Source organism: Roseibium sp. JB4-4 (genome assembly GCF_055693425.1).
Genome location: NZ_CM146333.1, coordinates 1,475,331 through 1,498,025 on the forward strand (window position 1 = coordinate 1,475,331; position 22,695 = coordinate 1,498,025).

General features: G+C 54.8%; 19 protein-coding genes, 2 tRNA genes and 1 pseudogene. 11 read left to right on the top strand and 11 right to left on the bottom strand.

Annotated features, from left to right (window positions below; translation table 11 throughout):
* Positions 1-331: 331 nt before the first annotated feature.
* Both ettA and ACZ1HV_RS06840 read right to left on the bottom strand, forming a co-directional pair.
* Positions 332-1,981 carry an energy-dependent translational throttle protein EttA gene (gene ettA, locus ACZ1HV_RS06835; RefSeq protein WP_298815873.1) on the bottom strand — a complete coding sequence of 550 codons (1,650 nt, stop codon included), beginning with the start codon at positions 1,979-1,981 and terminating at the stop codon, positions 332-334.
* A 182-nt stretch (positions 1,982-2,163) separates the two neighbouring features.
* A complete protein-coding gene (locus tag ACZ1HV_RS06840; protein WP_472717677.1) occupies positions 2,164-3,144 on the bottom strand; it encodes an acyl-CoA desaturase in 981 nt (326 codons plus the stop codon).
* 221 nt (positions 3,145-3,365) lie between these two features.
* Here ACZ1HV_RS06840 and ACZ1HV_RS06845 point away from each other — a divergent pair, with 221 nt between their 5' ends.
* The 3 genes from ACZ1HV_RS06845 (at position 3,366) to ACZ1HV_RS06855 (ending at position 6,154) form a co-directional block, all read left to right on the top strand.
* On the top strand, positions 3,366-3,719 hold the full coding sequence (locus ACZ1HV_RS06845; protein ID WP_298958315.1) for a metalloregulator ArsR/SmtB family transcription factor: 354 nt from the start codon (positions 3,366-3,368) through the stop codon (positions 3,717-3,719).
* Between the two features lie 208 nt (positions 3,720-3,927).
* On the top strand, positions 3,928-4,881 hold the full coding sequence (locus tag ACZ1HV_RS06850) for a 2-hydroxyacid dehydrogenase (RefSeq protein ID WP_298815869.1): 954 nt from the start codon (positions 3,928-3,930) through the stop codon (positions 4,879-4,881).
* Positions 4,882-5,029: 148 nt separating this feature from the next.
* Positions 5,030-6,154, top strand: coding sequence for a hypothetical protein (locus ACZ1HV_RS06855; protein WP_472717678.1), 1,125 nt, complete (start codon positions 5,030-5,032; stop codon positions 6,152-6,154).
* Positions 6,155-6,245: 91 nt separating this feature from the next.
* Here the strand turns inward: ACZ1HV_RS06855 and ACZ1HV_RS06860 are convergent, their stop codons facing one another.
* Complete coding sequence (locus ACZ1HV_RS06860) at positions 6,246-6,638, bottom strand: hypothetical protein (RefSeq protein WP_472717679.1); 393 nt, start codon at positions 6,636-6,638, stop codon at positions 6,246-6,248.
* 21 nt (positions 6,639-6,659) lie between these two features.
* The gene (gene bla / locus ACZ1HV_RS06865; RefSeq protein WP_298958319.1) at positions 6,660-7,553 is read right to left on the bottom strand and encodes a class A beta-lactamase; all 894 of its coding nucleotides are present in this window, start codon (positions 7,551-7,553) and stop codon (positions 6,660-6,662) included.
* 162 nt (positions 7,554-7,715) lie between these two features.
* Between bla and ACZ1HV_RS06870 the strand changes: the two genes are divergently transcribed.
* Positions 7,716-8,600: a LysR family transcriptional regulator gene (locus tag ACZ1HV_RS06870; protein WP_472718409.1), complete on the top strand. Its 885-nt coding sequence runs from the start codon at positions 7,716-7,718 to the stop codon at positions 8,598-8,600.
* Here the strand turns inward: ACZ1HV_RS06870 and mnmC2 are convergent.
* Positions 8,597-9,319: a tRNA (5-methylaminomethyl-2-thiouridine)(34)-methyltransferase MnmC2 gene (gene mnmC2, locus ACZ1HV_RS06875; RefSeq protein WP_472717680.1), complete on the bottom strand. Its 723-nt coding sequence runs from the start codon at positions 9,317-9,319 to the stop codon at positions 8,597-8,599. The two genes, ACZ1HV_RS06870 and mnmC2, sit on opposite strands and share 4 nt — an antisense overlap.
* Positions 9,320-9,438: 119 nt before the next feature.
* Here mnmC2 and ACZ1HV_RS06880 point away from each other — a divergent pair, with 119 nt between their 5' ends.
* The 3 genes from ACZ1HV_RS06880 to ACZ1HV_RS06890 all read left to right on the top strand — a co-directional run bounded on the left by ACZ1HV_RS06880 (position 9,439) and on the right by ACZ1HV_RS06890 (position 11,597).
* Positions 9,439-9,660, top strand: coding sequence for an FAD-dependent oxidoreductase (locus ACZ1HV_RS06880; RefSeq protein ID WP_472717681.1), 222 nt, complete (start codon positions 9,439-9,441; stop codon positions 9,658-9,660).
* Positions 9,621-10,598, top strand: coding sequence for an NAD(P)/FAD-dependent oxidoreductase (locus ACZ1HV_RS06885; RefSeq protein ID WP_472718410.1), 978 nt, complete (start codon positions 9,621-9,623; stop codon positions 10,596-10,598). The genes ACZ1HV_RS06880 and ACZ1HV_RS06885 overlap by 40 nt, the downstream gene beginning before the upstream one ends.
* 525 nt (positions 10,599-11,123) lie before the next feature.
* Positions 11,124-11,597, top strand: coding sequence for a YbaK/EbsC family protein (locus ACZ1HV_RS06890; RefSeq protein WP_298815855.1), 474 nt, complete (start codon positions 11,124-11,126; stop codon positions 11,595-11,597).
* A 13-nt stretch (positions 11,598-11,610) separates the two neighbouring features.
* Here the strand turns inward: ACZ1HV_RS06890 and ACZ1HV_RS06895 are convergent, their stop codons facing one another.
* Complete coding sequence (locus ACZ1HV_RS06895; RefSeq protein WP_298958325.1) at positions 11,611-12,624, bottom strand: NAD-dependent epimerase/dehydratase family protein; 1,014 nt, start codon at positions 12,622-12,624, stop codon at positions 11,611-11,613.
* A gap of 168 nt (positions 12,625-12,792) precedes the next feature.
* Here ACZ1HV_RS06895 and galE point away from each other — a divergent pair, with 168 nt between their 5' ends.
* Positions 12,793-13,782 (top strand): UDP-glucose 4-epimerase GalE, encoded by a 990-nt coding sequence (gene galE / locus ACZ1HV_RS06900; protein ID WP_472717682.1) that lies wholly within the window; start codon positions 12,793-12,795, stop codon positions 13,780-13,782.
* 35 nt (positions 13,783-13,817) lie between these two features.
* Here galE and cysN read toward each other — a convergent pair.
* From cysN to ACZ1HV_RS06915, 3 genes and pseudogenes are all read right to left on the bottom strand, one after another.
* Positions 13,818-15,751, bottom strand: a pseudogene (cysN, locus tag ACZ1HV_RS06905) (sulfate adenylyltransferase subunit CysN).
* 1 nt (position 15,752) lies between these two features.
* Positions 15,753-16,682, bottom strand: coding sequence for a sulfate adenylyltransferase subunit CysD (cysD, locus tag ACZ1HV_RS06910; protein WP_472717683.1), 930 nt, complete (start codon positions 16,680-16,682; stop codon positions 15,753-15,755).
* Between the two features lie 61 nt (positions 16,683-16,743).
* Positions 16,744-17,460, bottom strand: a complete 717-nt coding sequence (locus ACZ1HV_RS06915; RefSeq protein WP_472717684.1) for a 3'(2'),5'-bisphosphate nucleotidase CysQ family protein — start codon at positions 17,458-17,460, stop codon at positions 16,744-16,746.
* Positions 17,461-17,880: 420 nt separating this feature from the next.
* Here ACZ1HV_RS06915 and ACZ1HV_RS06920 point away from each other — a divergent pair, with 420 nt between their 5' ends.
* Positions 17,881-18,384 (top strand): PilZ domain-containing protein, encoded by a 504-nt coding sequence (locus ACZ1HV_RS06920; RefSeq protein ID WP_298815842.1) that lies wholly within the window; start codon positions 17,881-17,883, stop codon positions 18,382-18,384.
* Between the two features lie 186 nt (positions 18,385-18,570).
* On the opposite strand, the gene ACZ1HV_RS06925 is transcribed toward ACZ1HV_RS06920, so the two are convergent.
* A complete protein-coding gene (locus ACZ1HV_RS06925) occupies positions 18,571-20,493 on the bottom strand; it encodes an acyl CoA:acetate/3-ketoacid CoA transferase (protein WP_472717685.1) in 1,923 nt (640 codons plus the stop codon).
* Between the two features lie 1,050 nt (positions 20,494-21,543).
* A tRNA-Gln gene (locus ACZ1HV_RS06930) sits at positions 21,544-21,618 on the bottom strand.
* A gap of 366 nt (positions 21,619-21,984) precedes the next feature.
* Here ACZ1HV_RS06930 and ACZ1HV_RS06935 point away from each other — a divergent pair.
* Positions 21,985-22,061 (top strand) — tRNA-Pro (locus ACZ1HV_RS06935).
* A 182-nt stretch (positions 22,062-22,243) separates the two neighbouring features.
* Positions 22,244-22,693, top strand: coding sequence for a hypothetical protein (locus ACZ1HV_RS06940; protein ID WP_472717686.1), 450 nt, complete (start codon positions 22,244-22,246; stop codon positions 22,691-22,693).
* Positions 22,694-22,695: the final 2 nt, after the last annotated feature.

Consider the following 22,695-nt stretch of genomic DNA (forward strand, 5'->3'; position numbering starts at 1 on the left):
TACACCTGCAAAGTTGCAGGCACTCCGGATTCAGGGTGACCGTCCCGCCGGGACACTGTGACGTGGTGTTGCTACGGACCGTTAAGTTATATCAGCGGTGTAAAGTGAAGGGCGAAACCAGTCGAGACGGCTGTTTTTTGATCGGCGATCAATGCAAGGCTCAAGAACTGACGATGGTCTGACACCCAAGGTGTCCGCCCAAACCAAACTGAAGACCCCAATACCCGATTGGAAATATAGGCAAAAACAAACCCGCCGAAATTCGCGGGTTTGTCAGCAATCTGAGGCGGCCCGATGGAACGCCTTTTTCGGTCACGACCGCTTTCCAGGGTCAGCGCGTCAACGGCTTGTACTTGATCCGGCGCGGGTCGGCGGCATGAGCACCAAGGCGGCGGACTTTGTCCTTCTCGTAGTCTTCAAAGTTTCCTTCGAACCATTCCACATGGCTGTCGCCTTCAAATGCCAGCATGTGTGTCGCCAGGCGGTCGAGGAACATACGATCGTGCGAAATGACCACGGCGCAACCTGCATAGTTTTCAAGCGCATCCTCGAGGGCGGCAAGCGTCTCGGTGTCGAGGTCGTTGGTCGGCTCATCGAGCAGGAGCACGTTGGCCCCCTGTTTCAACACCTTGGCAAGGTGTACCCGGTTGCGTTGACCGCCTGACAGGTCTCCAACCTTGGCCTGCTGAGCCGGACCCTTGAAGTTGAAGGACGAGCAATAGGCACGAGAGTTGATCTCCTTGTCATCAAGGTAGATTACTTCAGCACCACCGGAAATCTCTTCCCAGACATTGTTGCCGGGATTGAGCGCATCGCGAGACTGGTCGACATACCCCAGATGCACGCTGTCACCGACGACCACCTCACCGTTGTCAGGCTTTTCCTGACCGGTCAGCATCTTGAACAGGGTCGACTTGCCGGCGCCATTGGGACCGATGACACCGACGATACCGCCGCGCGGCAGTTTGAACGACAGATCATCGATCAGAAGACGGTCTTCGAAACCTTTCGAGACATTCTTGACCTCGATGACATTGGCACCGAGACGCTCACCCACCGGGATCAGAATCTGTTCGATTGATGGCATACGCTCTTCCTGAGCGCTGAGCAGATCATCAAAAGCCTTGATACGAGCCTTGGATTTGGTCTGGCGACCCTTCGGGCTCATTCCCATCCACTCACGTTCGCGGGCAATCGCGCGCGAGCGGGCCATGTCCTCGCGGCCTTCCTGCTCCATACGCTTGGTCTTCTTCTCCAGGTAAGCGGAGTAGTTGCCCTCATAAGGGATACCGGAGCCGCGGTCGAGTTCCAGAATCCAGCCGGTCACATTGTCCAGGAAGTAGCGATCGTGGGTGATGATCAGGACGGATCCCTTGAACTCGCGCAGATGCCGTTCAAGCCAGTGGACGGTTTCAGCGTCAAGGTGGTTCGTCGGCTCGTCAAGCAGCAACAGGTCGGGCTCGGACAGGAGCAGCTGACACAGCGCGACACGGCGGCGCTCACCACCGGAAAGATTTTCAACCGAAGCATCGGAGGGCGGACAGCGCAAAGCTTCCATCGCCATTTCAACCTGGCTTTCCAGGTTCCACAGGTCCTGGGCGTCAATCTCGTCCTGAAGCTGAGCGCCCTCATCCGCGGTTTCCTCGGAGTAGTTCATCATCAGTTCGTTGTAGCGGTCGAGTTTCGCTTGTTTGTGAGCGACACCTTCCATGACATTTTCCATCACGGTCTTGGTTTCGTCCAGTTTGGGCTCCTGCGGCAGATAGCCGACTTTGGCACCCTCTGCAGCCCAGGCCTCACCGGAATACTCCTTGTCGAGACCGGCCATGATCTTCAACAGCGTCGACTTACCGGCCCCGTTCGGCCCCAGGATGCCGATCTTGGCGTCCGGGTAGAAACTGAGATGGATGTTGTCGAGCACTTTCTTGTTGTTATAGGCCTTGGAGAGGCCATGCATGTGATAGATGAACTGGCGCGCCATGGGGCTCCGCTTCTCCACTTTCGAAAACTGACGGGAATCTTTGGAATTCTGCCGGGTCTTTTAGGGGAGTTTTGACCGTGGGGCAATGGGGGCAATTGCCGGCCTCGGTGCAATCAGTTTCCAGTCCCATCATCTCAAGTATCGACCACTCGGCGCACAGGCGCTTGAACGCCGAAATCGTTCTAGGTTCTTGGTAGTGATTGCAACCACTTAGGTTCCAGTCCCGGCTTGCACCGTTTGCTTGAATTCACTGTCAGACCGGTCCTAATCTTCAACGTTTCGGGCGTTTTCACTTCCCAAGCGAGGCCCAACCTTTCCAGCGTTGTCACCAGCCACCAGCCCGGATCGGTCTGACCCGGCAAAATGCCCAGCTTCGCAGAACTCGGAAACGCGTGATGATTTTCGTGGAATGCTTCCCCGAATGTGAGGTAGCCAAGCTTGGGCAGATTGTAGCCTTGAACGCAGGCGCCTTTGACGTAAAGCAGGTGGTCTTTGGGTTGATGCGCATAATAGCCCACCAACCAGTGACCGATGAGAGACACCGAGACCCGAACGCAAACGCCCCAGACGACAAAAGGCAACCCGCCCAGAAGGTAAAGCGGCACGGCAACGACGAACTGCTGAGCCATCCAGGTAGCCTCAACACGCCGGTAAAACGGATCATGTGCGACCTCGTCCTCGATCTTGAATTGAGGCTCTTGCTTCAGCTGTATGCCACAACAAAGCTGCAACCAGGCGTCTTTCCAGAAACCAGACCGGTGGGAAAAGAAGTCGTGACACCCTGACTGGCGCTGGCCCCAGTCCCTGAAATCATGAAGCCGGATCATACCAAACGGACCAGCCATACCAACAAGGACACCCAGATAGACAAGCAGTCTCTCGATGTTCTTGTAGGTCCTGAAGGACCGGTGGATCAGAAGCCGATGCATACCGACCGAATGGCCACCGCAAATGGTGATGGCCGTCAGGACGACAAAGACTGCGACAGCAGCGGGCGTTGCTGTAAATGGCCCCGCAAACAGTGCTATCGCGGTCATGCCACCAATCCAGAAAGCTTTGACGGGCTTGAAGACGACTTCACCTTCCAGCGGATTGGCTCCGCCTTCGGAAGACACGCGTTCCGTAGAGATGGTATTCACCGAATGATGCGGAATTGCAGACATGTTACTTCCCTCCGGTCCGAACGGTGGACACAGGTTCTTGTCTTCCGAAGGCCTCTTCGAAAGCATGGTGGATTGGATGACAGCGGGACCGCCGGAACCGACGAACACTTGCCTTTAGCGCTGTTGTTCACTATTTAGGCTGTAAGCTAAATACCATCCGTTAGATAATTAGGCAACCACCTAATTACTGATTTTTATGCATTGCACCGGAGCGCGACGACATGAGCGACCTGCAAGACTCTCTAAACGCTGCAGAAACCGGCGGGATTCAGAAAATCTTCGAAGCGCTTGCCTCTGCGCCACGCCGCAAGATCTTGGCCTATCTGTCACACAGCTCGTTGACCGCCGGAGAAATCGCCGACCGCTTTGACATGTCGAAACCGTCGATCTCCCAGCATCTCGGCGTTCTGGAAAGTGCTGGACTGGTGCACAAGGAAAAGCGCGGTCAATACGTGCATTATTCGATTGTCCAGGAGAGCCTGACCAACACGTTGAACAGCTATGTTCAAGAGGTCTGCCCAGTTGCAAGGCCACTCAAGAAAGAAAGCGCGGCGCTTAAGGGCGGCTCTGAATAGAGTGACACTTAGCCTTCGCTCCCTCGCATTACCTTTATAAGCCGGCAACACAGTTTTTTAGGTTTCGGCAATTCAAGCCGAACGCCTGCAATGGATAAAAACAAACTGATCTCTCAGGGCAAACCATTTGATGCCCACCAAGGCTTTCTTGCTATAAGCCTAAATCGTATGGTCTGCGCCACTCGTTCTTTTTCCAAATGGATTTCCCATGACCGCCATCGACATTCTCCTTCCCCGTCCAACCTTGCCTATTGTCGAGGAGCAACTGGATGCAGCTTTTACGGTGCATCGGCCCTACAAGGCCGAAGATCCGGAAGCCATGCTGCGTGAACTGGGTAACAAGATCCGTGGGGTTGCCATGGCGTTTGGCACGATCGACGCACAGTTGCTGACGAAGATCCCGAATGTTGAAATCGTCTCCAGTCTCGGGGTCGGATACGACCACATCAACATCCCAGACTGCAAGGCAGCCAATGTGATGGTAACCCATACCCCGGACGTACTGTCCGATGAGGTCGCAGATACCGCCATCGGGCTGATGATCATGACGATCAGGGAACTCGGACAGGCCGAACAATGGGTGCGGCAGGGAAACTGGGTTTCAAAAGGCCCCTACCCTCTTACTCAGGCTACACTGCGCGGGCGTACACTCGGGGTGTTCGGATTGGGCCGCATCGGCAAGGAAATCGCCACGCGCGCGGAAGCCTTTGGCATGTCGATCCGCTACCACGGACGGAACCAGCAAAAGGACGTTGCCTATCCCTATGACGCCAGTCTGGAAGATCTGGCCGAGGCTTGCGACACACTGATGGTGGTCGCCCCGGGAGGTGCTGCCACCGAACATGCGGTCAATGCCAGGGTGCTGGAAAAACTGGGCCCTGATGGCATCGTCCTCAATATCGGCCGGGGCAGTGTCATTGACGAAGCCGCATTGATCGAGGCTCTTGATAAAGGTACGATTTACGGGGCCGGTCTTGATGTCTTCGAATATGAGCCGCAAGTGCCTGAAGCCCTGTTGAAGCTACCGCGCGTCACTTTGCTGCCTCATGTGGGTTCGGCTTCGCAAGCAACTCGCAACGCAATGGGTCAGCTTGTCGTCGACAACCTGACCAGCTGGTTCAAGTCCGGCAAGGCGGTTACGCCGGTGCCCGAGATGCGTTGACAAGACGACAATCGATTTTATTGCCTTTTCAAGACCTTGGGAATTGGAGCAGACTTCAAACCTTACTTATGGTAATCTTACGTCCTTTCAGAAATGACAATTCAACTGACCGTTTCGCGGCCACATTTGTTTGGATTGGACTTAATAGATGGCCGAAGTCGACGATGATGCCCTTCCTGCGAGTGTAAAACTTGTTGATTGCCTGCCTGACTTGGACAATCTCCTGAACCGCCACATTTCCAGTGCGCGTTGGGATGGTATTACCGGTGAAGAATTGGTCGAATATATATTCGATTTATTTGGGGACGCGCCCAACATCGACGCCCCAATCGAAACCTGGATCAAGAGTAACCTTCCAAAGGCGTCTCCCGGAACACCCGGTAAACAGTTTCAAGCCGACCCCAAGAAAACAAAGTACAGAAACACTCTAAAAGCCGGTTCCAACAGCATGGCTTCGATCATCCTGTGTAATCGCATATTGATGGGCGGAGACAAGGTCGGCCACTTCTTTCAGCTTGGCTACCGGATTTACCACCGGAAGAAAGGTAACAATCCAACCCACACCCGCGAAGTTATAGAAGATCAGTCGATTGCTGCATGGCGGGCCTACAAAAATTATGAGTTTGGAAAAATTTCCGACGCGATCCTGGACGGAGGAGCGCGCATTATCGCCCGAAAGACGGGGGTAACATCGCCTCCAAAATTCGTTCAGACCCAATGGAACCATGGCAAAGAAATGGGTTCGTTTGGAATTCGTGCGACCGGTGTCTATTCACCAGCTGACATTGCCGCCAACAACGCCGGCGCAAGATTTTATACTGACCTTGCCAAGCTCAAAGGCGGCAAGATTTCACTCGCAAGATACATTGACCGTACATGGAATGAATCGGTCAACTGCAACAAATACGCGGCGAACGTCGGCACGCGCGTATGGGAGAACCTGCTCCTGCACCGGAATTGGGTGTTACAGATGGACACTGCTTCCCACGACCGAAAGGTGCACGCAAATTGCACGTTTTTGAAGAAGGCCAATACATTCGAGGCCGCTTTGAGCATCCTCGGCAAACCCCCGGAAGGGTCGTTGACCCTTTCACCAGTTTACAAGAAAGACGCCAAAGGCCTCATCGAAGGTATCACGCTAAGCGGTCCCTGGTCTTACAAAGGCGAAAGCGGCCTGATGACTATCAAGTCCTCGAGAGAATGCTGGATCAAAGGCACTTGGGGAACAGGACAATCCAACCAAAACGGTGGAGACTGTCTGCTTTTTATGTAAAACGTGACAGAAGAAACGTGCTCGCCAGGCGCTACGGTAACAGCCTTGCGAAGGGGGCAGCCCAGCTTCCATATATTTTTCAAAAATTGATCTAATTTGCGCGGGAGTGATCTTCAACCGGGCAGCGGAAAGGCGTGAAAGTGCTGCCCATGTTTGCGCTCACGCTCATCATGATCATCAGATCGGCGAATGCGAAATCCGCTTCCGTCCTCGGGCAGGCAGGCTTGTTTGAAAGACAGCCTGCCTCGATGAAGGCATTGCTGTCTTTCAGGAATTCAGGCGTCAAATTCGGCTCACCGATTGAGGCCAAGGCCCGCGCCGACATCTCTTGATAATGAGCGCAGTTCCGCTGCCGCCGTTCGTCCCGGCTTTCCGCCCACGCATCCGTGGCAACACCTGTTCTCAGGCAAGCAACCACACAAAACACCGGAATTGCTGACAAGAACCTGATCACAACATGATCTCCAAGCGACAGCGGGAACATGAGCTTCGGCCTCCGAATGCCTTACGGTTTCAGAGCCGAAGCAACTGCGCGGCCGATATCGGCAATTGCCTGGTTGCGTGCCTTGAAAGAGGCCTGCGTCTCGGTGATATAGACCGCTACCACGACAGGAGCCCGGCCTTCCGGCCAGATGACGGCGATGTTGCTCCGCGATCCGTTTCCTCCTGCCCCGGTCTTGTCAGCCACCTTCCAATTTGCCGGCAACCCAGCTCTCAGCGTTGAATTCCCGACGCGATTGTCTTCCAGCCAGCTTTGCAGCTGTTTTTTTGCATCAGCGCTTAGAGCGTTTCCCAAAACCAGCTTTTGCAAAGTGGCGGCCGCCGCTGCCGGTGTCGTCGTATCCCGTTCATCTCCAGGCTGGCCATAATTCATCTCAGGCTCGCGTCTGTCGAGACGTGTGACGGTGTCTCCGATCCCGCGCAGGTAGCGGTTCAGTGCGTCAGGTCCACCGATATCGTCCAGAACAAGATTGGCCGCTGTATTGTCGCTTTTCGTCACGGTCGCCTCACAGAGCTCCAGAAGGGTCATACCATCGGTTCCAACCTTGGTTTCCGTAACTGGAGAATAGGATACGAGATCCGATCCTCGGATCTCAACGCGTCTGGTGGGATCTGTTTCTCCAGCTTCCCCCTGATGCAACAACGCAGCGCAAAGAAAAGTCTTGAATGTGCTGTTGAGCGGAAAACGCTCCTGCGCACGGTGTGTCCAGTTTTCTCCGGTCTGTCTGTCGACAACGACAACGCCAATGCGTGCCGAAAGACGCGCCTGTGCATCCTTGACGGCTCTCTCGATCGGTGCAGGGTCGAATTCTGCTGCGGATGCCGCCTGGTGGTGACCTGTCACCCCAATGGCAACGAGTGACAATCCAAAGGCGGCGCGGCGAATAAGATGGTTCATCGGTAAAACTCTAAGATTTCGGGTTGTGTTTCGGACTTCCTATGCGCGCCCCAAAGCACTGTCTGTCCGGCAAGGTCTCCACAATGCCTCGGCAATAGACATCAAACAAACGATGATTTATGACGTCTGACATGAGAAAAACTTAGTCATCTGGAGGCCGATATCGATATTTCACAATTGCCTCTCAACGCTCTCAGGGCATTCGAGGCTTCCGCCAGGCTGCAGAGTTTCACAAGGGCGGGGCTGGAACTTCGTGTCTCTCAGACTGCCATCAGCCACCAGGTGAAAGCGCTGGAAGAACGGCTTGGCGTTGAACTCTTTGAGCGTTTGCCCCGGGGTGTGAACCTGACAGAAGAAGGTCAGGCTCTTGTACCTGTCCTGAGCGATGCGTTCCGCCGCATGAGTGCCACCCTCAAAAGGTTCGAGGACGGCAACTTTCGCGAAGTGCTGACGCTTGGCATTGTCGGAACATTTGCCACCGGATGGCTGTTACCCCGCCTGGAGGCCTTCTCGGCGGCCAATCCGCAGATCGATTTGCGACTGCGGACCAACAACAACCGCGCCGACATTCTGGCTGACGGTCTGGACTGTTTCATCCGCTTTGGAGACGGGGCCTGGCACGGCACGAATGCAGTCAGGCTGATGTCGGCATCAATGTCGCCTGTCTGCTCTCCCGCAACAGCAAAGCGCGTTGAGGCGCCCAGTGATCTGGCCGACTTTCCGCTATTGAGATCCTATCGGATTGATGAATGGGCATTGTGGTTCCAGGCTGTCTGCCTGCCTCCGCCCAGAACACGGGGCTGGATGTTCGATTCATCCCTGACCATGGTTGAGGCCGTTGCTCAAAACGCGGGTGTCGGGCTTGTCCCGGTCGGAATGTTTCTCTCCGACCTTAGAAGCGGCCGCATCGTTCAACCCTTTCAGGCAAGCGTCAGCACTGGCAGCTACTGGCTCACCTGGTTGAAGTCGCGTGAGGAAACGGGCGCCATGCAAAAATTTCGGCACTGGCTGGAAACCGAAACGAAGTCCGAAAACACCCAGGACTAAGCCTTGCGGCCGATGACCATTTCCCGTTTACCAGCGAAACCGCTTGTCTTTTCAATCAGAAATCCGGCGGCCTGCAAGTTCCGCCGAACCCAGCCCGCAGCCGTATAGGTGGCCAAGGTCCCCTCAGGAGCGGTCAGGTCGGCCGCTGACCTCAATAGATCCGCATCCCAAAGTTCCGGATTGCGCGCCGGGCTGAAGCCATCAAGAAACCAGGCATCGACAAGTGGAATGACAATACTGCTCGTATCGGCAGCCTGAGTTTCAGGCTTCAGGTCCTTGATCAACTCCCGGGCATCTCCCACGCCCAGGACCAGGTTTGCTCCGGCAACCCTGAACTGCGACCAACCGGCACATGGCTGCCAATAGTCAATAAGTTCATTTGCCAGATCGCCAAGCTCGGGAAACGCGCTGAGAGCCTTTGCAAGCTGATCGGGTGTCATGGGAAAAAGCTCAAACGACACGAAGGTTAATTCCGGCGGGTTTTCAAGGGCCCGCCAAGCTGCGATGGCAGTCAGAAAATTTAGTCCCGTACCGAAGCCGAATTCCGCAATGGTGAAAGCAGTCGTCGTCTCAAAACGATCAGGCAGCCGGTTTCCGGCCAGAAAGACATGGCGCGTTTCAGCCAAGCCACCAGCCTTGGAGAAATAGGTATCTTCAAATCCCAATGCTTTCGGGACATCTCCGTCCAGCCATTGCAGTTCAGGTGGATTTGTCGACATAGCTCTTCACATCAATTGGTTACGGTCAGCGACGGGCTTCACATTTGCCGCAATTGCCATTGCCTGACGCTTCTCATATGAGAGCTGGAAGGCTCAATCAACCAGCAAGGTTTTCCAAAATGGCACAAGGCCAAGCCGCCTCATACGACATCGCAATTGCCGGTGCGGGCATTTTCGGTCTGTCAATTGCCACCGCAGCAATCAAGGCTGGCCAGCGGGTGGTCGTATGCGAAGCAGAAACAGTTGGTTCCGGCTCCAGCGGAGGACTACTTGGCGCTCTGATGCCCCATATGCCGGCACGCTGGAACCCGAAAAAGAGTTTCAGTTCCAGGCGCTATTGAGCCTCGAAAACCATGTTCGGCAACTCGAAGCCGAAACAGGTCAATCCGTTGGATACAGTCGTTGCGGGCGCATTCTGCCACTCACGACAACGGATAAGCTTGAGCATCATCTGGAACGCGCAGAAGAAAGCAAACTTCGTTGGCACCCTGACAAAACCGGCTTCACCTATGCCGTTGAGCCGGCGGGCAGCCGTGCAGACTGGCTTTCTGCAGACGCTGCACCATTCGGCATTGTTTATGAAACCCTCGCCGCGCGCGTTTCACCCCGGCAATATCTTTCAGCTCTCAGCGCTTTTGTTCGCAAGCACGCAACTCTCGTGGAAGGAGCAAGGGTTACCGGCTTCGACGAGGCCGCAGGTCGCGTAGAACTCGAAGATGACCAATCCACACTCCAAACCGGCAGCCTCATCCTTGCTGGAGGATTTTCAACCTTCGAGCTTGTCGAGCAGTTGACCGGAGAACGCATAGGACGCGGTGAAAAGGGACAGGCCTTGATCCTGGACGGCGCGGGTTTGGAGGGCTATCCGGCAATCTATTGTGACGGCCTCTACGTCGTGCCGCATGACAATGGAACGGTTGCGGTCGGCAGCACATCGGACAGGGAGTTCACAGACACCCACCCGGCACCCGGCAGGAGCAGAGAGCTTATCGAACGCGCCACTGCCTTCTGTCCGAAACTCAAAGACCGCCTACTGATGAAGGACTGGGCCGGCATTCGGCCCCGATGTCACAAGCGCGACCCGCTGATCGGCAAACTTCCCGGCTATGAAAATCTTTTCGTCGCAACCGGCGGCTTCAAGATATCTTTCGGCATCGCCCATCAGATAGCAGACGCTCTCATTGCAGAGATCATTGGTGGATCAGCGATGCATGAATTGCCCGAGACATTTCAACCAGCACACCATTTCGGCGTTAACCGGCTGGAGGCCGATGGTTGATTGGATTCATTTGCAATATGCTTGGGCGGACTTGCTCACAGATCTAAGGCGCGCAAGCTTGACGAGAGGAGACTTGTCGCTCCATCGCAGTGAACGAATGAAGCGCTAGAGCGCGGCAACCACAGCGTAAAGAGCGTAAATGGTCGCCGAAATAGAGCCCCAAAACAGCAAGTTTTTCGCCAACAAAACGGGCATATTCACAGTCCCACCCCGATGAACCGGCGTTGCAGACCGTTTGCGATCCCCACCCCTGGCGTCACAAACGTCGGACATTGCTGATGCCGTCCTGGCCATACCGGCTACCTTCAAACATGGTGTTCAACGGAACGATTGGATTTGCAGTTCCAACCCCGCGTCATACCGTTTAAAAGGTAAATAGTTAATTACCACTTAAAGTCACTACGGATACATTAACAAAATAAACCATGATGAAAACATGACGCTAAGCAAAATATTCCCGTATTTTTTGAATTTTCGCGTCAAAAATCAGAGATTTCCACTTGGGCAAAAGGTTCCGTGATCACAATGAGCTTAGAAAGTGTTCGAACCCACTTTGAAAATGTTGCGCCTGATCTGGAGGTTCTCGTCACTGACGAGAGCAGTGCAACCGTAGATCTTGCAGCTCAGGCTCATGGTGTCGCGCCGGGTCAGATTGCCAAAACCCTGTCTATCCAGCTCAAGGAGAAGATCTTTCTTGTGGTCACACGCGGCGACGTCCGGCTGGACAACAAGAAGGCAAAGGCGGCCTTTGGCGGAAAGGTAAAAATGCTTGGTCTTGAGGACGTTGAGCGACTAACAGGCCATCCGGTTGGCGGTGTCTGTCCCTTCGGACTGGCTGAGCCATTGCCGGTCTATTGCGATGTGTCGCTAAAGGACTTCGATATCGTCATTCCCGCTGCCGGCGCAACCAACGCCGCCGTCAAGATCTCGCCCGAACGCATGGCGGAGATCACATCAGCCGAATGGGTCGATGTTTGCCAACCGCCGCTCAGTTCCTGAAGAGATCAGAGTGTCAGATCCGGTAGTAGTCGCGATACCACTCGACAAATCGGCGAACCCCGTCCTGTACCGAAGTGACCGGGCGATATCCCGTCAGACACTGTAGCAGATCCGCATTTGCCCAGGTGGCTGGCACGTCGCCCGCCTGCATGGGCATCAGATTGCGCTCTGCCTTCTTACCGGTTGCATCTTCAATCGCCTCGATGAACTCCGTCAGCTGAACGCTGGTGGAGTTGCCGATATTGACCACGCGCCAGGGGGCAACAGGAGACAGGCTGTCACCTACCGGCACTTCTTCATCTTCCCCAAGACGAACCGGCGCTGCGTCCATTAACAGACGAATGCCTTCGACGAGATCTTCCACGTAAGTGAAGTCCCGTTTCATGTCACCGTGATTGTAGACATCTATCGGCCGCTCTTCGAGGATTGCCTTGGTGAACTTGAAGAGCGCCATATCCGGGCGCCCCCAGGGACCATAGACCGTGAAAAACCGGAACATGGTTACAGGCAGATGGTAAAGATGGGCATAGGAATGCGCCATCGATTCCGTAGCTTTTTTCGTGGCTGCATAAAACGAGAGCTGATGATCTGCCTTGTCGGTTTCCGTATATGGCATTTGCGTATTTGCGCCGTATGCGGACGAAGTCGATGCCAGCAGCATGTGCTCCGGTGGATGGGCACGAGCAGCTTCCAGAAGTTCAAAAGTTCCGCAAATATTGCTCTCCAGATAGGATCGCGGCGCTTCGATGGAGTATCGAACCCCAGCCTGGGCAGCAAGGTGAATGACGAAATCAGGTGTTTCGGTCTTGAACAAGGACATGAGCAATTCAGGTGTTTCCACCCGGTCGTTGACTGCCTTGAAGTGCTCGTGCTGCAGCAGCATCTGCTGGCGCCGTTCCTTCAACCGCACGTCATAGTAGTCGGTCATGGCGTCGAGCCCGATAACCCTGAAACCGTCCGCAAGGAGGCGCGTACACAGGAAATAGCCGATAAAGCCGGCAGATCCGGTTACAAGAACGGTTTTCATGCTGCGCTCGAAGCCTTCCATCGATGACTGATTTAAAACGCGTCTTAAAGGGCTTCGTATGACCGGGCAATGACAAAGTCCGTATTCGAACCTGCTTGAGCATTCTCTGACCGGGCGCTAAGAAATTGCCATTGTCTTGATGACTTCAGTGAAAAGGCTACAACACTCATGTCCGTTCTTGTCACCGGCGGTGCCGGCTACATCGGCAGCCACACAGTGCTCAACTTTCTGGATGCGGGTGAAGCACCGATCGTCGTCGACAATTTGAGTACCGGGTTCGATTGGCTGGTGCCAGAGGGCATACCTTTTTACAAGCAGGACATCGCAGACAAGGATGCCGTAACCGCCATCATGCTTGAGCATAAGGTGGATACCATCATTCACTTTGCCGGATCGATCATATTGCCGGAATCGATTGAAAATCCGCTCAAATATTATCGCAACAATACTGCAAACTCACTCGGTCTGATGGAAGCTGCAGTTGCGGCGAATGTGAAGCATTTTGTGTTTTCCTCAACCGCCGCCGTATATGGCTTGCCGGACAGCGTACCGGTAGCCGAGACGGCCCCATTGAGGCCCGAGGCACCATACGGCACGTCGAAACTCATGACCGAACAGATGCTTCTGGATGTCGCAAACGCTCACGACCTTACGATTACGGCGCTGCGTTACTTCAACGTTGCCGGTGCCGATCCGCGCGGACGCGCCGGCCAGGCCACTCACAACGCCACAAATCTTATCAAGGTCGCCTGTGAGGCTGCTACCGGCAAACGCTCATCGATGACCGTATTCGGCCAGGACTATGACACCCCTGACGGAACCGCTATCCGTGACTATATTCACGTTGCCGACCTCGCTATGGCGCACCGCCTTGCCGTGGAGCGCATGCGTCAAGGCGGAAGCAATCTCATCGTCAATTGCGGCTACGGGCGTGGGTTTTCCGTATTGGACGTTGTCCGTGCCGTAAAAAAGGCCTCAGGGACCGATTTTGCCGTCGAGATGGGGGAACGCCGCCCCGGAGACTGCCCTGAAGTCGTTGCGCAAAGCTCGCTTGCCCGTGCCGAGCTGGGCTGGAGACCGGAACTGGATACCATTGATCAGATCGTAGGAGACGCCTATCGCTGGGAAGACAGTCTTACCCGCAGGAACCGGGTCTGACGGTATTGCCCTTTTCAGACGTCTCCCTGAAAGATTTAAATCCCGTCTCCATGGGTCCCTGCAATGGACAGGAAGCCATGGTTGCGCAGGTATTCGATGATATCTTCTGCAACTTCCTCAGGATCACGCCCGACGTTTCGAATATGTAGTTCCGGATTTTCCGGTGCTTCATAAGGACTGTCGATGCCGGTGAAGTTCTTGATCTCTCCGCGGTCTGCCTTGGCGTAAAGTCCTTTCGGGTCGCGCTTGCGGCACTCCTCGATCGGCGTATCGACGAACACCTCGATAAATTCGCCCTCGCCCATCAGATCGCGTGCCAGCCGGCGCTCCGATCTGAATGGCGAGATGAACGAAACCAGCGTGATCAGACCGGCGTCTGTAAAGAGTTTGGCGACTTCCCCGACCCGGCGAATGTTTTCCACGCGGTCAACGTCGGTAAAGCCCAGGTCCTTGTTGAGACCATGTCGAACGTTGTCGCCATCGAGCGTATAGGTATGGCGTCCATCGATATGCAGTTTCTTTTCAACAATCGAGGCGATGGTCGACTTGCCAGAACCGGAAAGACCCGTAAACCAGAGCACCGCAGGTTTCTGGCCGAGTTTTTCCGACCGCGCGCTTTTGTCGACATCCAGAGCCTGCCAGTGAATGTTGCTGGCGCGGCGCAATGCAAACCAGATCAAGCCGGCACCGACGGTCGCATTGGACATGCGGTCGATCAAAATGAACGATCCTGTGGAGCGGTTTGCCTCATATGGATCAAACGGGACAGCCGAAGACAGCGCGAAATTACAAAAGGCGATCTCGTTCAACTCAAGCGTTTTGCCGGCGATATGCTCAAACGTGTTGACATTGATCTTGTGCTTGATCTCCGAAACGGTCGCCGTGACTGTTCGTGTACCAAGCTTCAACAGGTATGGACGCCCAGGCAACAGCGGCTCATCCGACATCCAGATGACATGCGCCGCAAACTGGTCGGCAACGTCTGGCCGGTGCGCGGCAGAGGACAAAAGATCGCCTCTGGAAATGTCAATTTCATCTTCGAGCGTGATTGTGACCGCTTCACCTGCTCGCGCTTCGCTGACTTCCCCTCCGGCACCAATGATGCTCTGAACCTTCGACGCGGTTGCTGGGCCGGCAACCACCAGTTCTTCGCCAACCGCCACGCGGCCACTGGCCACCGTACCGGAATAGCCCCGGAAATCGAGATTGGGCCTGTTCACCCATTGCACCGGGAACCGGAACGGGGCCTCAAGGGTGTCTTCGCCAACTTCAATCGTCTCCAGATGCTCCAGAAGATGCGGGCCGGAGTACCAAGCCATCTTCTCGCTCTTCAAGGTGACGTTGTCACCGTAGCGCGCGGACATCGGGATCGCTTGTAGCGTCTCGAAGTCGAAACCGTTTGCGAATGTCTCGAATTCCTTGCGGATTTCCTCGAAACGATCCTGCGAATACCCCACGAGATCGATCTTGTTGACTGCCAGCACCACGTGCCGGATCCCCAAGAGCGAAGCGATGAATGCATGTCGGCGTGTTTGCACCATCAGGCCGTTGCGCGCATCTACCAGAAGAACGGCGAGATCCGCTGTGGAGGCTCCGGTCGCCATGTTGCGCGTGTATTGTTCGTGGCCCGGCGTATCGGCGACAATGAACTTTCGCTTTTCCGTCGCAAAGAAGCGATAGGCGACATCGATGGTGATGCCTTGCTCACGCTCGGCCTCAAGCCCATCGACAAGCAGGGCAAGATCAATGTCCTCACCAACCGTGCCGTGCTTTTTGAATCCCTTTCAAGGGCCGCAAGTTGATCCTCGAAGATCAGCTTGGTGTCGTAGAGCAAACGGCCGATCAAGGTGGATTTGCCGTCATCGACGGAGCCGCACGTCAAAAACCGAAGCTGGTCCTTGCTTTCCTGGGCAAGGATATAGTCCGTGACAGCTGTTTCAGTAGCTTCCTGTACGTCGAGAGTCGTCATCTTAGAAATATCCTTCCCGCTTCTTTTTCTCCATCGACGCGCTTTCGTCCTTGTCGATCAAACGTCCCTGACGCTCAGACGTACGGGCAATCAGCATTTCGCGGACAATGGCCGGCAGAGTTTCGGCATCTGATTCAATTGCACCGGTCAGCGGGTAACAGCCAAGGGTGCGGAAGCGGACGCTCTTTTCTTCGATGACTTCGCCAGGCAAAATCTTCATCCGATCATCATCGACCATGATCAGCATTCCGTCCCGCTCAACGACAGGACGTGTGGCGGCAAAATAAAGCGGCACCATCGGAATGTTCTCCGTCAGGATGTACTGCCAGATATCCAGCTCGGTCCAGTTTGACAGCGGGAACGCGCGGATGCTCTCTCCTTTGGCAACACGCGCATTATAGAGGTTCCACAGTTCGGGACGCTGGTTCTTCGGGTCCCAGCCATGGTTGGAATTTCGGAAGGAGAACACCCTTTCCTTGGCGCGAGATTTTTCCTCGTCACGACGCGCTCCGCCAAAGGCGGCATCGAAGCCATACTGGTTCAAGGCCTGTTTGAGCGCCTCTGTCTTCATGATGTTGGTATGGACCGAAGACCCGTGATCGAACGGGTTGATGTTCTTCTGCAATCCCTCCGGGTTGGTGTGAACGATCAGATCCAGCCCTAGCCGCTTGGCCGTCTCATCCCGGAATGTGATCATGTCACGGAACTTCCATGTGGTGTCCACATGCAGCAGCGGAAACGGTGGCTTGGCCGGATAAAACGCTTTCATCGCCAGATGCAGCATCACACCGGAATCCTTGCCGATGGAATAGAGCATCACAGGATTGGAAAACTCCGCAGCCACTTCACGGATGATGTGAATGCTTTCTGCTTCCAGTCGCTTCAAATTGCTGAGGCGCTCGGGTGTGACGCCCTGAGATTGCATGTTCATGTTCACTTTTCCATTGTGGTCGCTGGCGACCAAACACTTTGTTTCGTCCACTCGGCTGAGGTCAGTCTGACAAGGCTAGATCGGCCAATACGGAACGGCAGCCGACGGCGAGAAAATGAGGATTAAGCAAATCGTCTTTAATCGCCTGAGTTGGCACCTGGTAGGTGAAGTCCTTGCCTGTTTCAGCATAGACCAGCGCACCACCTGCAGCACGCAGGACAGCATCACCGGCTGCAATGTCCCATTGCATCGTCGGTGCCATGCGTGGATAAAAATCTGCCTGGCCGGCAGCAAGCCAACACAGTTTCAGGGACGATCCCACAGACAGTTTTTCTGCAACGCCCAAACGGCTGATCAAGGAAGCCGTTTCTTCCGACATATGCGACCGGCTGGCCAGGACACTCAGGCCCGACTGAGGCGGCGTCCGCACCGAGATCGGTTCAACGTCCACGATTTTTCCGGTCTCAATCCGACCCTTGAAAGCGCTCTTGTGTTGGTTTGCAGCTATCGAGCCACCCCAAAAGATTTCACCTAGCGCCGGTGCGGAAACAACACCGAACACCGGGTTGCCGTCCTCGATAAGGGCAATGTTGACCGTGAATTCTCCGTTCCTTTTCAGGAACTCCTTGGTACCGTCAAGCGGGTCCACCAGAAAGTACCGTCCCTCGACAACCGGCAGTATTCCAGCCTCGACAGATTCTTCCGCAACCACGGGAATTTCAGGAAAAACCTGTGCCAATCCAGCCAGAATGACTTTCTCGGCAGCCGCGTCAGCCACGGTAACTGGCGATCCATCCGACTTTTTTCAACGTCGAACGGCTCAGCATAAACTTTCAGGATCTCCTCACCAGCCTGCACGGCAAGCTGAGTCAATAAGGATATCTTTTCTTCCGTCATCAACACCTCTTCAAGCGCTGTTCTGCCCGAACTTTGCGCTTATCCCGCTTCATGAGCGTGGACGTAAATAAAAGGAACAATGTGTATCAATTCAAGGAATGGTGTTCCACGAAACCGGCAGAATGGAAAACACGTGAAACTGTCTCGCCCCGACTTATGCGGTTTTGTTCCTCCGCTCAAGAAAACCTTCCCGGCAGTGGGTGTCTTTCAACGATCAGATTCACTTCTTGGCAAGGGCTTTTGGCTAAACTCACAGGGCAAAGGTGGTAAAAACCCCGAGTTATTGGAGAAGTTAGTCGCCATGTCGGACACCGGTCCCTCACTGCAGGCAGAGTCGGAAGAAGCCACGGAAATCGTTCCGCGCGCCCGTCGTGCACGTGTGTACAAAAAGGGCAAAATGGTATTCCAAAACGGTCTGCGTTCCATTCCTTGCATCGTGCGCAACATATCCCAGGGTGGCGCACTGCTGGAATTTGAGCAGGCCTACATGCTTCCAAAGCACTTCGAGCTCTACATCGATCTTGAAGACTATGAAGTCAGCTGCGAGCGCCGTTGGGAAGAGGGCTTGCGCTGCGGTGTCATGTTTGTCGGTGAGAAGCGGCAAGTGGCACAAATGCGGGCACAGTCGCTGAAGACGTCCGAAGAAGCATTGACGAAAGACGACGACCCATATGTCGACAACACCGGTGGCTTTTTCGATCGGCGCAAGGCTGACGACAGACGCCCGGTCAAGCCGGGCGAACCTCTGAGCCGCCCGCGACCCGGTTCGGCCAGCGGAAAACCCTCCTTCGGCAAACGTCGCTAGAAGCATTTGAGGTCAACTGACCTGAAAGCTCCTTCAGATCCACTGAAGGGGCTTTTTGCTGCTTTTCTCCTTGCGTCGAACTGTCAGCGGCTCCCAATTCAAATGAGACCACGGTCACTACAATAAGAATTGCCGGTAACACCATGCCCTGCTGAAATGCCGGCGGGATTGAAGCCCCTCGGGCAGCTATTCCTGACTGTCCAGGAAGGCTTGTGCCGATTCCCGTGTTTCGTAGATGTGAGCAGCCCCTTTCAGGGTCTCGCCGAGCTTCAGACGCATGAAGGCCGAACCGGAATACCGGGTCACGGTGCTGTAAAAGCGGCTTTCAAGATCGGCGACCATTTCCGCATAGTCGTTGGCAATGTCATCATCCAGATGAAAACCATCATAGTTTACAATCACATCGACACGCTCGCCCAAGGGACCACAGACCCGCTCCACCTGATCGCGGACCTGCTCCACTTCGGTTCGTGTGCGAATACGCATTTTTTCGAAGTTGATGAAAAGCCTGTCGTGAGAAGGATCGAGGGCGATGCGTTCAGGCAGATCGAGATGCAACAATTCGCGCCTCAGATCCATTGGCCCTTCAGCAAAGAGACGTGCATCCATCTCCTGGAGTTCACCGATGATCGGCCGGAACCCCATTCGCTCCAGAATGTCACGATCGACATCGATACCTGGTGCGACCTCGGTCAAGACGAGCCCTTCTTCGCTCAGCTTGAAAACGCAGCGCTCCGTTACATAGAGCACCGGCTGCCCGAGGCGCGCTGCCCGTCGCCCTGAAAATGTAACTTGTTCCACATCGCCCAAGAATTTCCGCGACGCTCCTTCATTCACGACCTCCAACCGGCCAGCCGTCAGCCTGATCTGCAAACCTTTGGCCGTGAAGGTTCCCGCAAAGACAAGCGACTTCGCGTTCTGACTGATATTGATGAACCCACCTGCCCCCGCCAAGCGCGGTCCGAAGCGGGAAACATTGACGTTGCCAAGTGCATCGGCCTGGGCAAGTCCAAGACAGGCCATGTCCAGTCCGCCGCCATCATAAAAGTCAAACTGCACGTTCTGAGGAATGACCGCGTCGACATCCACGGCAGCACCGAAATCGAGACCGGAAGCCGGTTGACCTCCAACAACCCCGGGCTCGGCAGTCAAGGTAACATGGTTCAACATGCCTTCTTCTGCGGCGACCGCGGCCACGCCTTCCGGCATTCCGATGCCCAGGTTTATGACGCCGTTGACGGGAAGTTCAAACGCACAGCGCCTAGCAATGATCTTGCGTGGGCCAAGCGGCATCGCCGGTATCTCACCGGCCGGAGGACGAATGCGGTTGGTAAAGGCGTGGGAAAAATCGGTCTTGTAGGTCTGCATATGGTTTTCGGGCTTCGCCACCACCACGGCATCAACCAGGATACCGGGTATCTGGACGTCGCGCGCCTGAAGACTGCGCCCGCGTGCAAGACGTTCCACCTGAACAATCACCACACCGCCTGCATTCTTGACCGCCATGGCCTGCGCCAGATTGTCGATCACCAGGGCTTCGCGTTCCATGGTGACATTGCCGGCTTCATCCGCCGTCGTGCCACGCAGCAGGGCAACGGTGAGCTTCGGAGCCGGGTAGAACAGATACTCTTCACCATCCACTTGCATCAGGTCAATTTGCGGTTCGGTGGACATGTCATTGATGGCGCCGCCGCCATTGCGCGGGTCGACGAATGTCTCGAGCCCGACTTTGGACAACATGCCCGGTTTGCCTGCTGCAGCGTCCCGATAGAGCTGGCTGATGCAACCCTGAGGCAGATTCCAGCCCTGAATTTTACCCGAGACAGCAAGCTCGGCTACTTTCGGGATCAAGCCCCAGTGGCCTCCGACCACCTTTTTCAAAAGGCCATCATGACCGAGCCTGTTTAAGCCCCTGTTCTTTCCGTCTCCCTGGCCGGCAGCAAAAAACAACGACAGGTTTCTGGGAGTGCCATGCGCCAGAAATCTTGCTTCGATTGCCGCAAGCAGCTCGTCGGGAACGCCAATACCGACAAAACCGGATGTGGTGATGGTGTCGCCGTCCTTCACCAGGGCAGCGGCATCCGACGCAGATACAACCTTCCGCCGCATGAAATCCTCCCAGTTGTTTTTTGCCAGTTTGGAACGGGCAAGGAGGCGGCGTCCAGTAGCAACTTTCCTTCTTGTTGCTGTTCTTCGGTCTGGCGGGCAAGGAAATGACGCACGCCTTTGCGGCGCGGCGGTGAACTCAGATCTCCACGCAAAGTGCCTGTAGCATTGTACGTCGTGCGACAGTCAGACCAACGCGCCGAGATCGTACCAGCAGGTGAGGCTTGTCTCCGCCGCGCCATAAAGCAGGCATTGCGATCATGATGTGATTGCACATGTGGCTTGCAGGCACGGGAACTTCACCGGTTCATTCTACAGGTGATGCGTGCGGAAAAACCATGAGAAACAGAGATTTCGTGGACAGGCATCCTGACATCAGCCGAAACAAAAAGGGTGCCGGTTTGCACCAGCACCCCCTGTTTGGAGCAAGACGCTCGTTTCGGCTACATTTCCGAGGAAACGCGATGCCAAATCGATCCTGGTCTCCAGACTTTCCAGCTTCCTTCCAGAAGCCTTTCAGCCCGTGTGTACGAAATCTGGCGGATTTCGAACCCACGCCGGTTACACGGATAGCCCGCCGTTACCGGTTTGCCGGAGCGCCAACTGCGTCACGTGGCCGCTGAAAGCGCATCCCATGCGGTTTCCCAAAACCTTCTGGTAAGTCATCCCTAAGGAAAACCCCCAGTCAACCTGGGCATGGGCTACTGATTACCCAGTTTGGCGACCCGCTTACCAGGGCGGAACCTGTCTGGCTCAGTAGTTGTTATGATAGTGACCAAATATTTACTTGCTGTCCACTGAGATATTTACTTTTCAACATCTACGGAATAACTCCGTTGACAATTTGTGAATAAGTCCGATCTTGAGTAATTTTTCTATTTTAACTACAAAATCTTAGCCGTGTTAACGTTTTTTACTTCTGCAACGCAGCAAATCGCGACAGCTTTTGCGGCAACGCGGCAATTCATGACTGATGCGATCAGGCGCTGCAACAGGAGGCAACTGAGGCCTGATGAGGCGAGTTGAAAGGCTTTAAATTGTAAAAGAGAAAGTTGGCTGGGGTGGCTGGATTCGAACCAGCGCATGGCGGTACCAAAAACCGCTGCCTTACCGCTTGGCTACACCCCAAGGCCGTGGGAGAGGTGTATAGCGGGGCCGGTTCTGAAGCGCAAGCCTTGCCGGGCTCAATCTTTGAGCTGTTTGAAGTGGTTTTCCCCAGAAGGCTTTGCACATGAATTGACCGGACAAGACAGAGCATATCGGGAAGCGCATCATAGGGCTGTATTTCCCGGGATTTCTCGATGCTACCTATTGCAGTGAAATCCCGGTGTTTTGACCTAACGTTCTGAATTTGTATCGAAAACCAAAAAAAAACTGCCCGCTTCAGCAATTTTCTTGCGGGAACAAGTCAGCTTTGCTAAATGACCTCCCACGCAGCGGGCCCTTGCCACGCTGTTCCCGATGGATCTTGTCTTGTGCGATCCAATCAAGTGTCGGAGTGTAGCGCAGCCTGGTAGCGCACCTCGTTCGGGACGAGGGGGTCGGAGGTTCGAATCCTCTCACTCCGACCATTTTTCTTTCTTCCACAGCGTTGATCTACTTTGGTATTCAGCTTCTTTGCAGAACAGGCTTTTTGGAAAGATGAAACCGGAAGAAAGTTGAGACTATTTGAGCTCGAATTCACGATCGCAATCATCGACTTCGTTCCGTTGCAGTTGCATACTTGGGCCGATTTCGAACTTGGGCAACGATCATGAAGCTTGTTCTTTCCGTGGTTTTTCTTCTTTTTCCAATTTCGCTCTCTAACGCTGCAGAAACGCTAAGCCTTCAGGAAGCGCTGGAAGCTGCCGGGGATCTTCATGCAAAAAACGCGGTCGTTGCCGGGATGATTGCCCAGGCAAGTGGCGCGCCGCCAAATCAACAAAGAGACACCTATCGCGCGGGCATTCTTGTACTGCTTGACGCCAGTTTGAAGTTTCAATCGAAATGGTCAGCCGACACGTTGGCAGCAACCAGCGCCACACCGCCCAGACTAAGCGAACTGAATTCATTTTCGCCCTGTCTGTGGCTTGCAAATACTCTGACCGAACTGTCGTTTGAGTTGGCTGAAAGCCGGCAGTGGAAGGACAGGTTTTCAGAGGCAGTTGCCGAACACACAGGCGCTTGCGACGCTGCCTTGGGTTTGCGGTCTGATGCACAGTGAGC

What these genes read in the sequence shown, in the direction of transcription:
- ettA (WP_298815873.1), bottom strand. Translation starts at nt 1,981, where the DNA reads ATGGCGCGCCAGTTCATCTATCACATGCATGGCCTCTCCAAGGCCTAT.
- ACZ1HV_RS06840 (WP_472717677.1), bottom strand. Translation starts at nt 3,144, where the DNA reads ATGTCTGCAATTCCGCATCATTCGGTGAATACCATCTCTACGGAACGC.
- ACZ1HV_RS06845 (WP_298958315.1), top strand. Translation starts at nt 3,366, where the DNA reads ATGAGCGACCTGCAAGACTCTCTAAACGCTGCAGAAACCGGCGGGATT.
- ACZ1HV_RS06850 (WP_298815869.1), top strand. Translation starts at nt 3,928, where the DNA reads ATGACCGCCATCGACATTCTCCTTCCCCGTCCAACCTTGCCTATTGTC.
- ACZ1HV_RS06855 (WP_472717678.1), top strand. Translation starts at nt 5,030, where the DNA reads ATGGCCGAAGTCGACGATGATGCCCTTCCTGCGAGTGTAAAACTTGTT.
- ACZ1HV_RS06860 (WP_472717679.1), bottom strand. Translation starts at nt 6,638, where the DNA reads ATGTTCCCGCTGTCGCTTGGAGATCATGTTGTGATCAGGTTCTTGTCA.
- bla (WP_298958319.1), bottom strand. Translation starts at nt 7,553, where the DNA reads ATGAACCATCTTATTCGCCGCGCCGCCTTTGGATTGTCACTCGTTGCC.
- mnmC2 (WP_472717680.1), bottom strand. Translation starts at nt 9,319, where the DNA reads ATGTCGACAAATCCACCTGAACTGCAATGGCTGGACGGAGATGTCCCG.
- ACZ1HV_RS06880 (WP_472717681.1), top strand. Translation starts at nt 9,439, where the DNA reads ATGGCACAAGGCCAAGCCGCCTCATACGACATCGCAATTGCCGGTGCG.
- ACZ1HV_RS06890 (WP_298815855.1), top strand. Translation starts at nt 11,124, where the DNA reads ATGAGCTTAGAAAGTGTTCGAACCCACTTTGAAAATGTTGCGCCTGAT.
- ACZ1HV_RS06895 (WP_298958325.1), bottom strand. Translation starts at nt 12,624, where the DNA reads ATGAAAACCGTTCTTGTAACCGGATCTGCCGGCTTTATCGGCTATTTC.
- galE (WP_472717682.1), top strand. Translation starts at nt 12,793, where the DNA reads ATGTCCGTTCTTGTCACCGGCGGTGCCGGCTACATCGGCAGCCACACA.
- cysD (WP_472717683.1), bottom strand. Translation starts at nt 16,682, where the DNA reads ATGAACATGCAATCTCAGGGCGTCACACCCGAGCGCCTCAGCAATTTG.
- ACZ1HV_RS06920 (WP_298815842.1), top strand. Translation starts at nt 17,881, where the DNA reads ATGTCGGACACCGGTCCCTCACTGCAGGCAGAGTCGGAAGAAGCCACG.
- ACZ1HV_RS06925 (WP_472717685.1), bottom strand. Translation starts at nt 20,493, where the DNA reads ATGCGGCGGAAGGTTGTATCTGCGTCGGATGCCGCTGCCCTGGTGAAG.
- ACZ1HV_RS06940 (WP_472717686.1), top strand. Translation starts at nt 22,244, where the DNA reads ATGAAGCTTGTTCTTTCCGTGGTTTTTCTTCTTTTTCCAATTTCGCTC.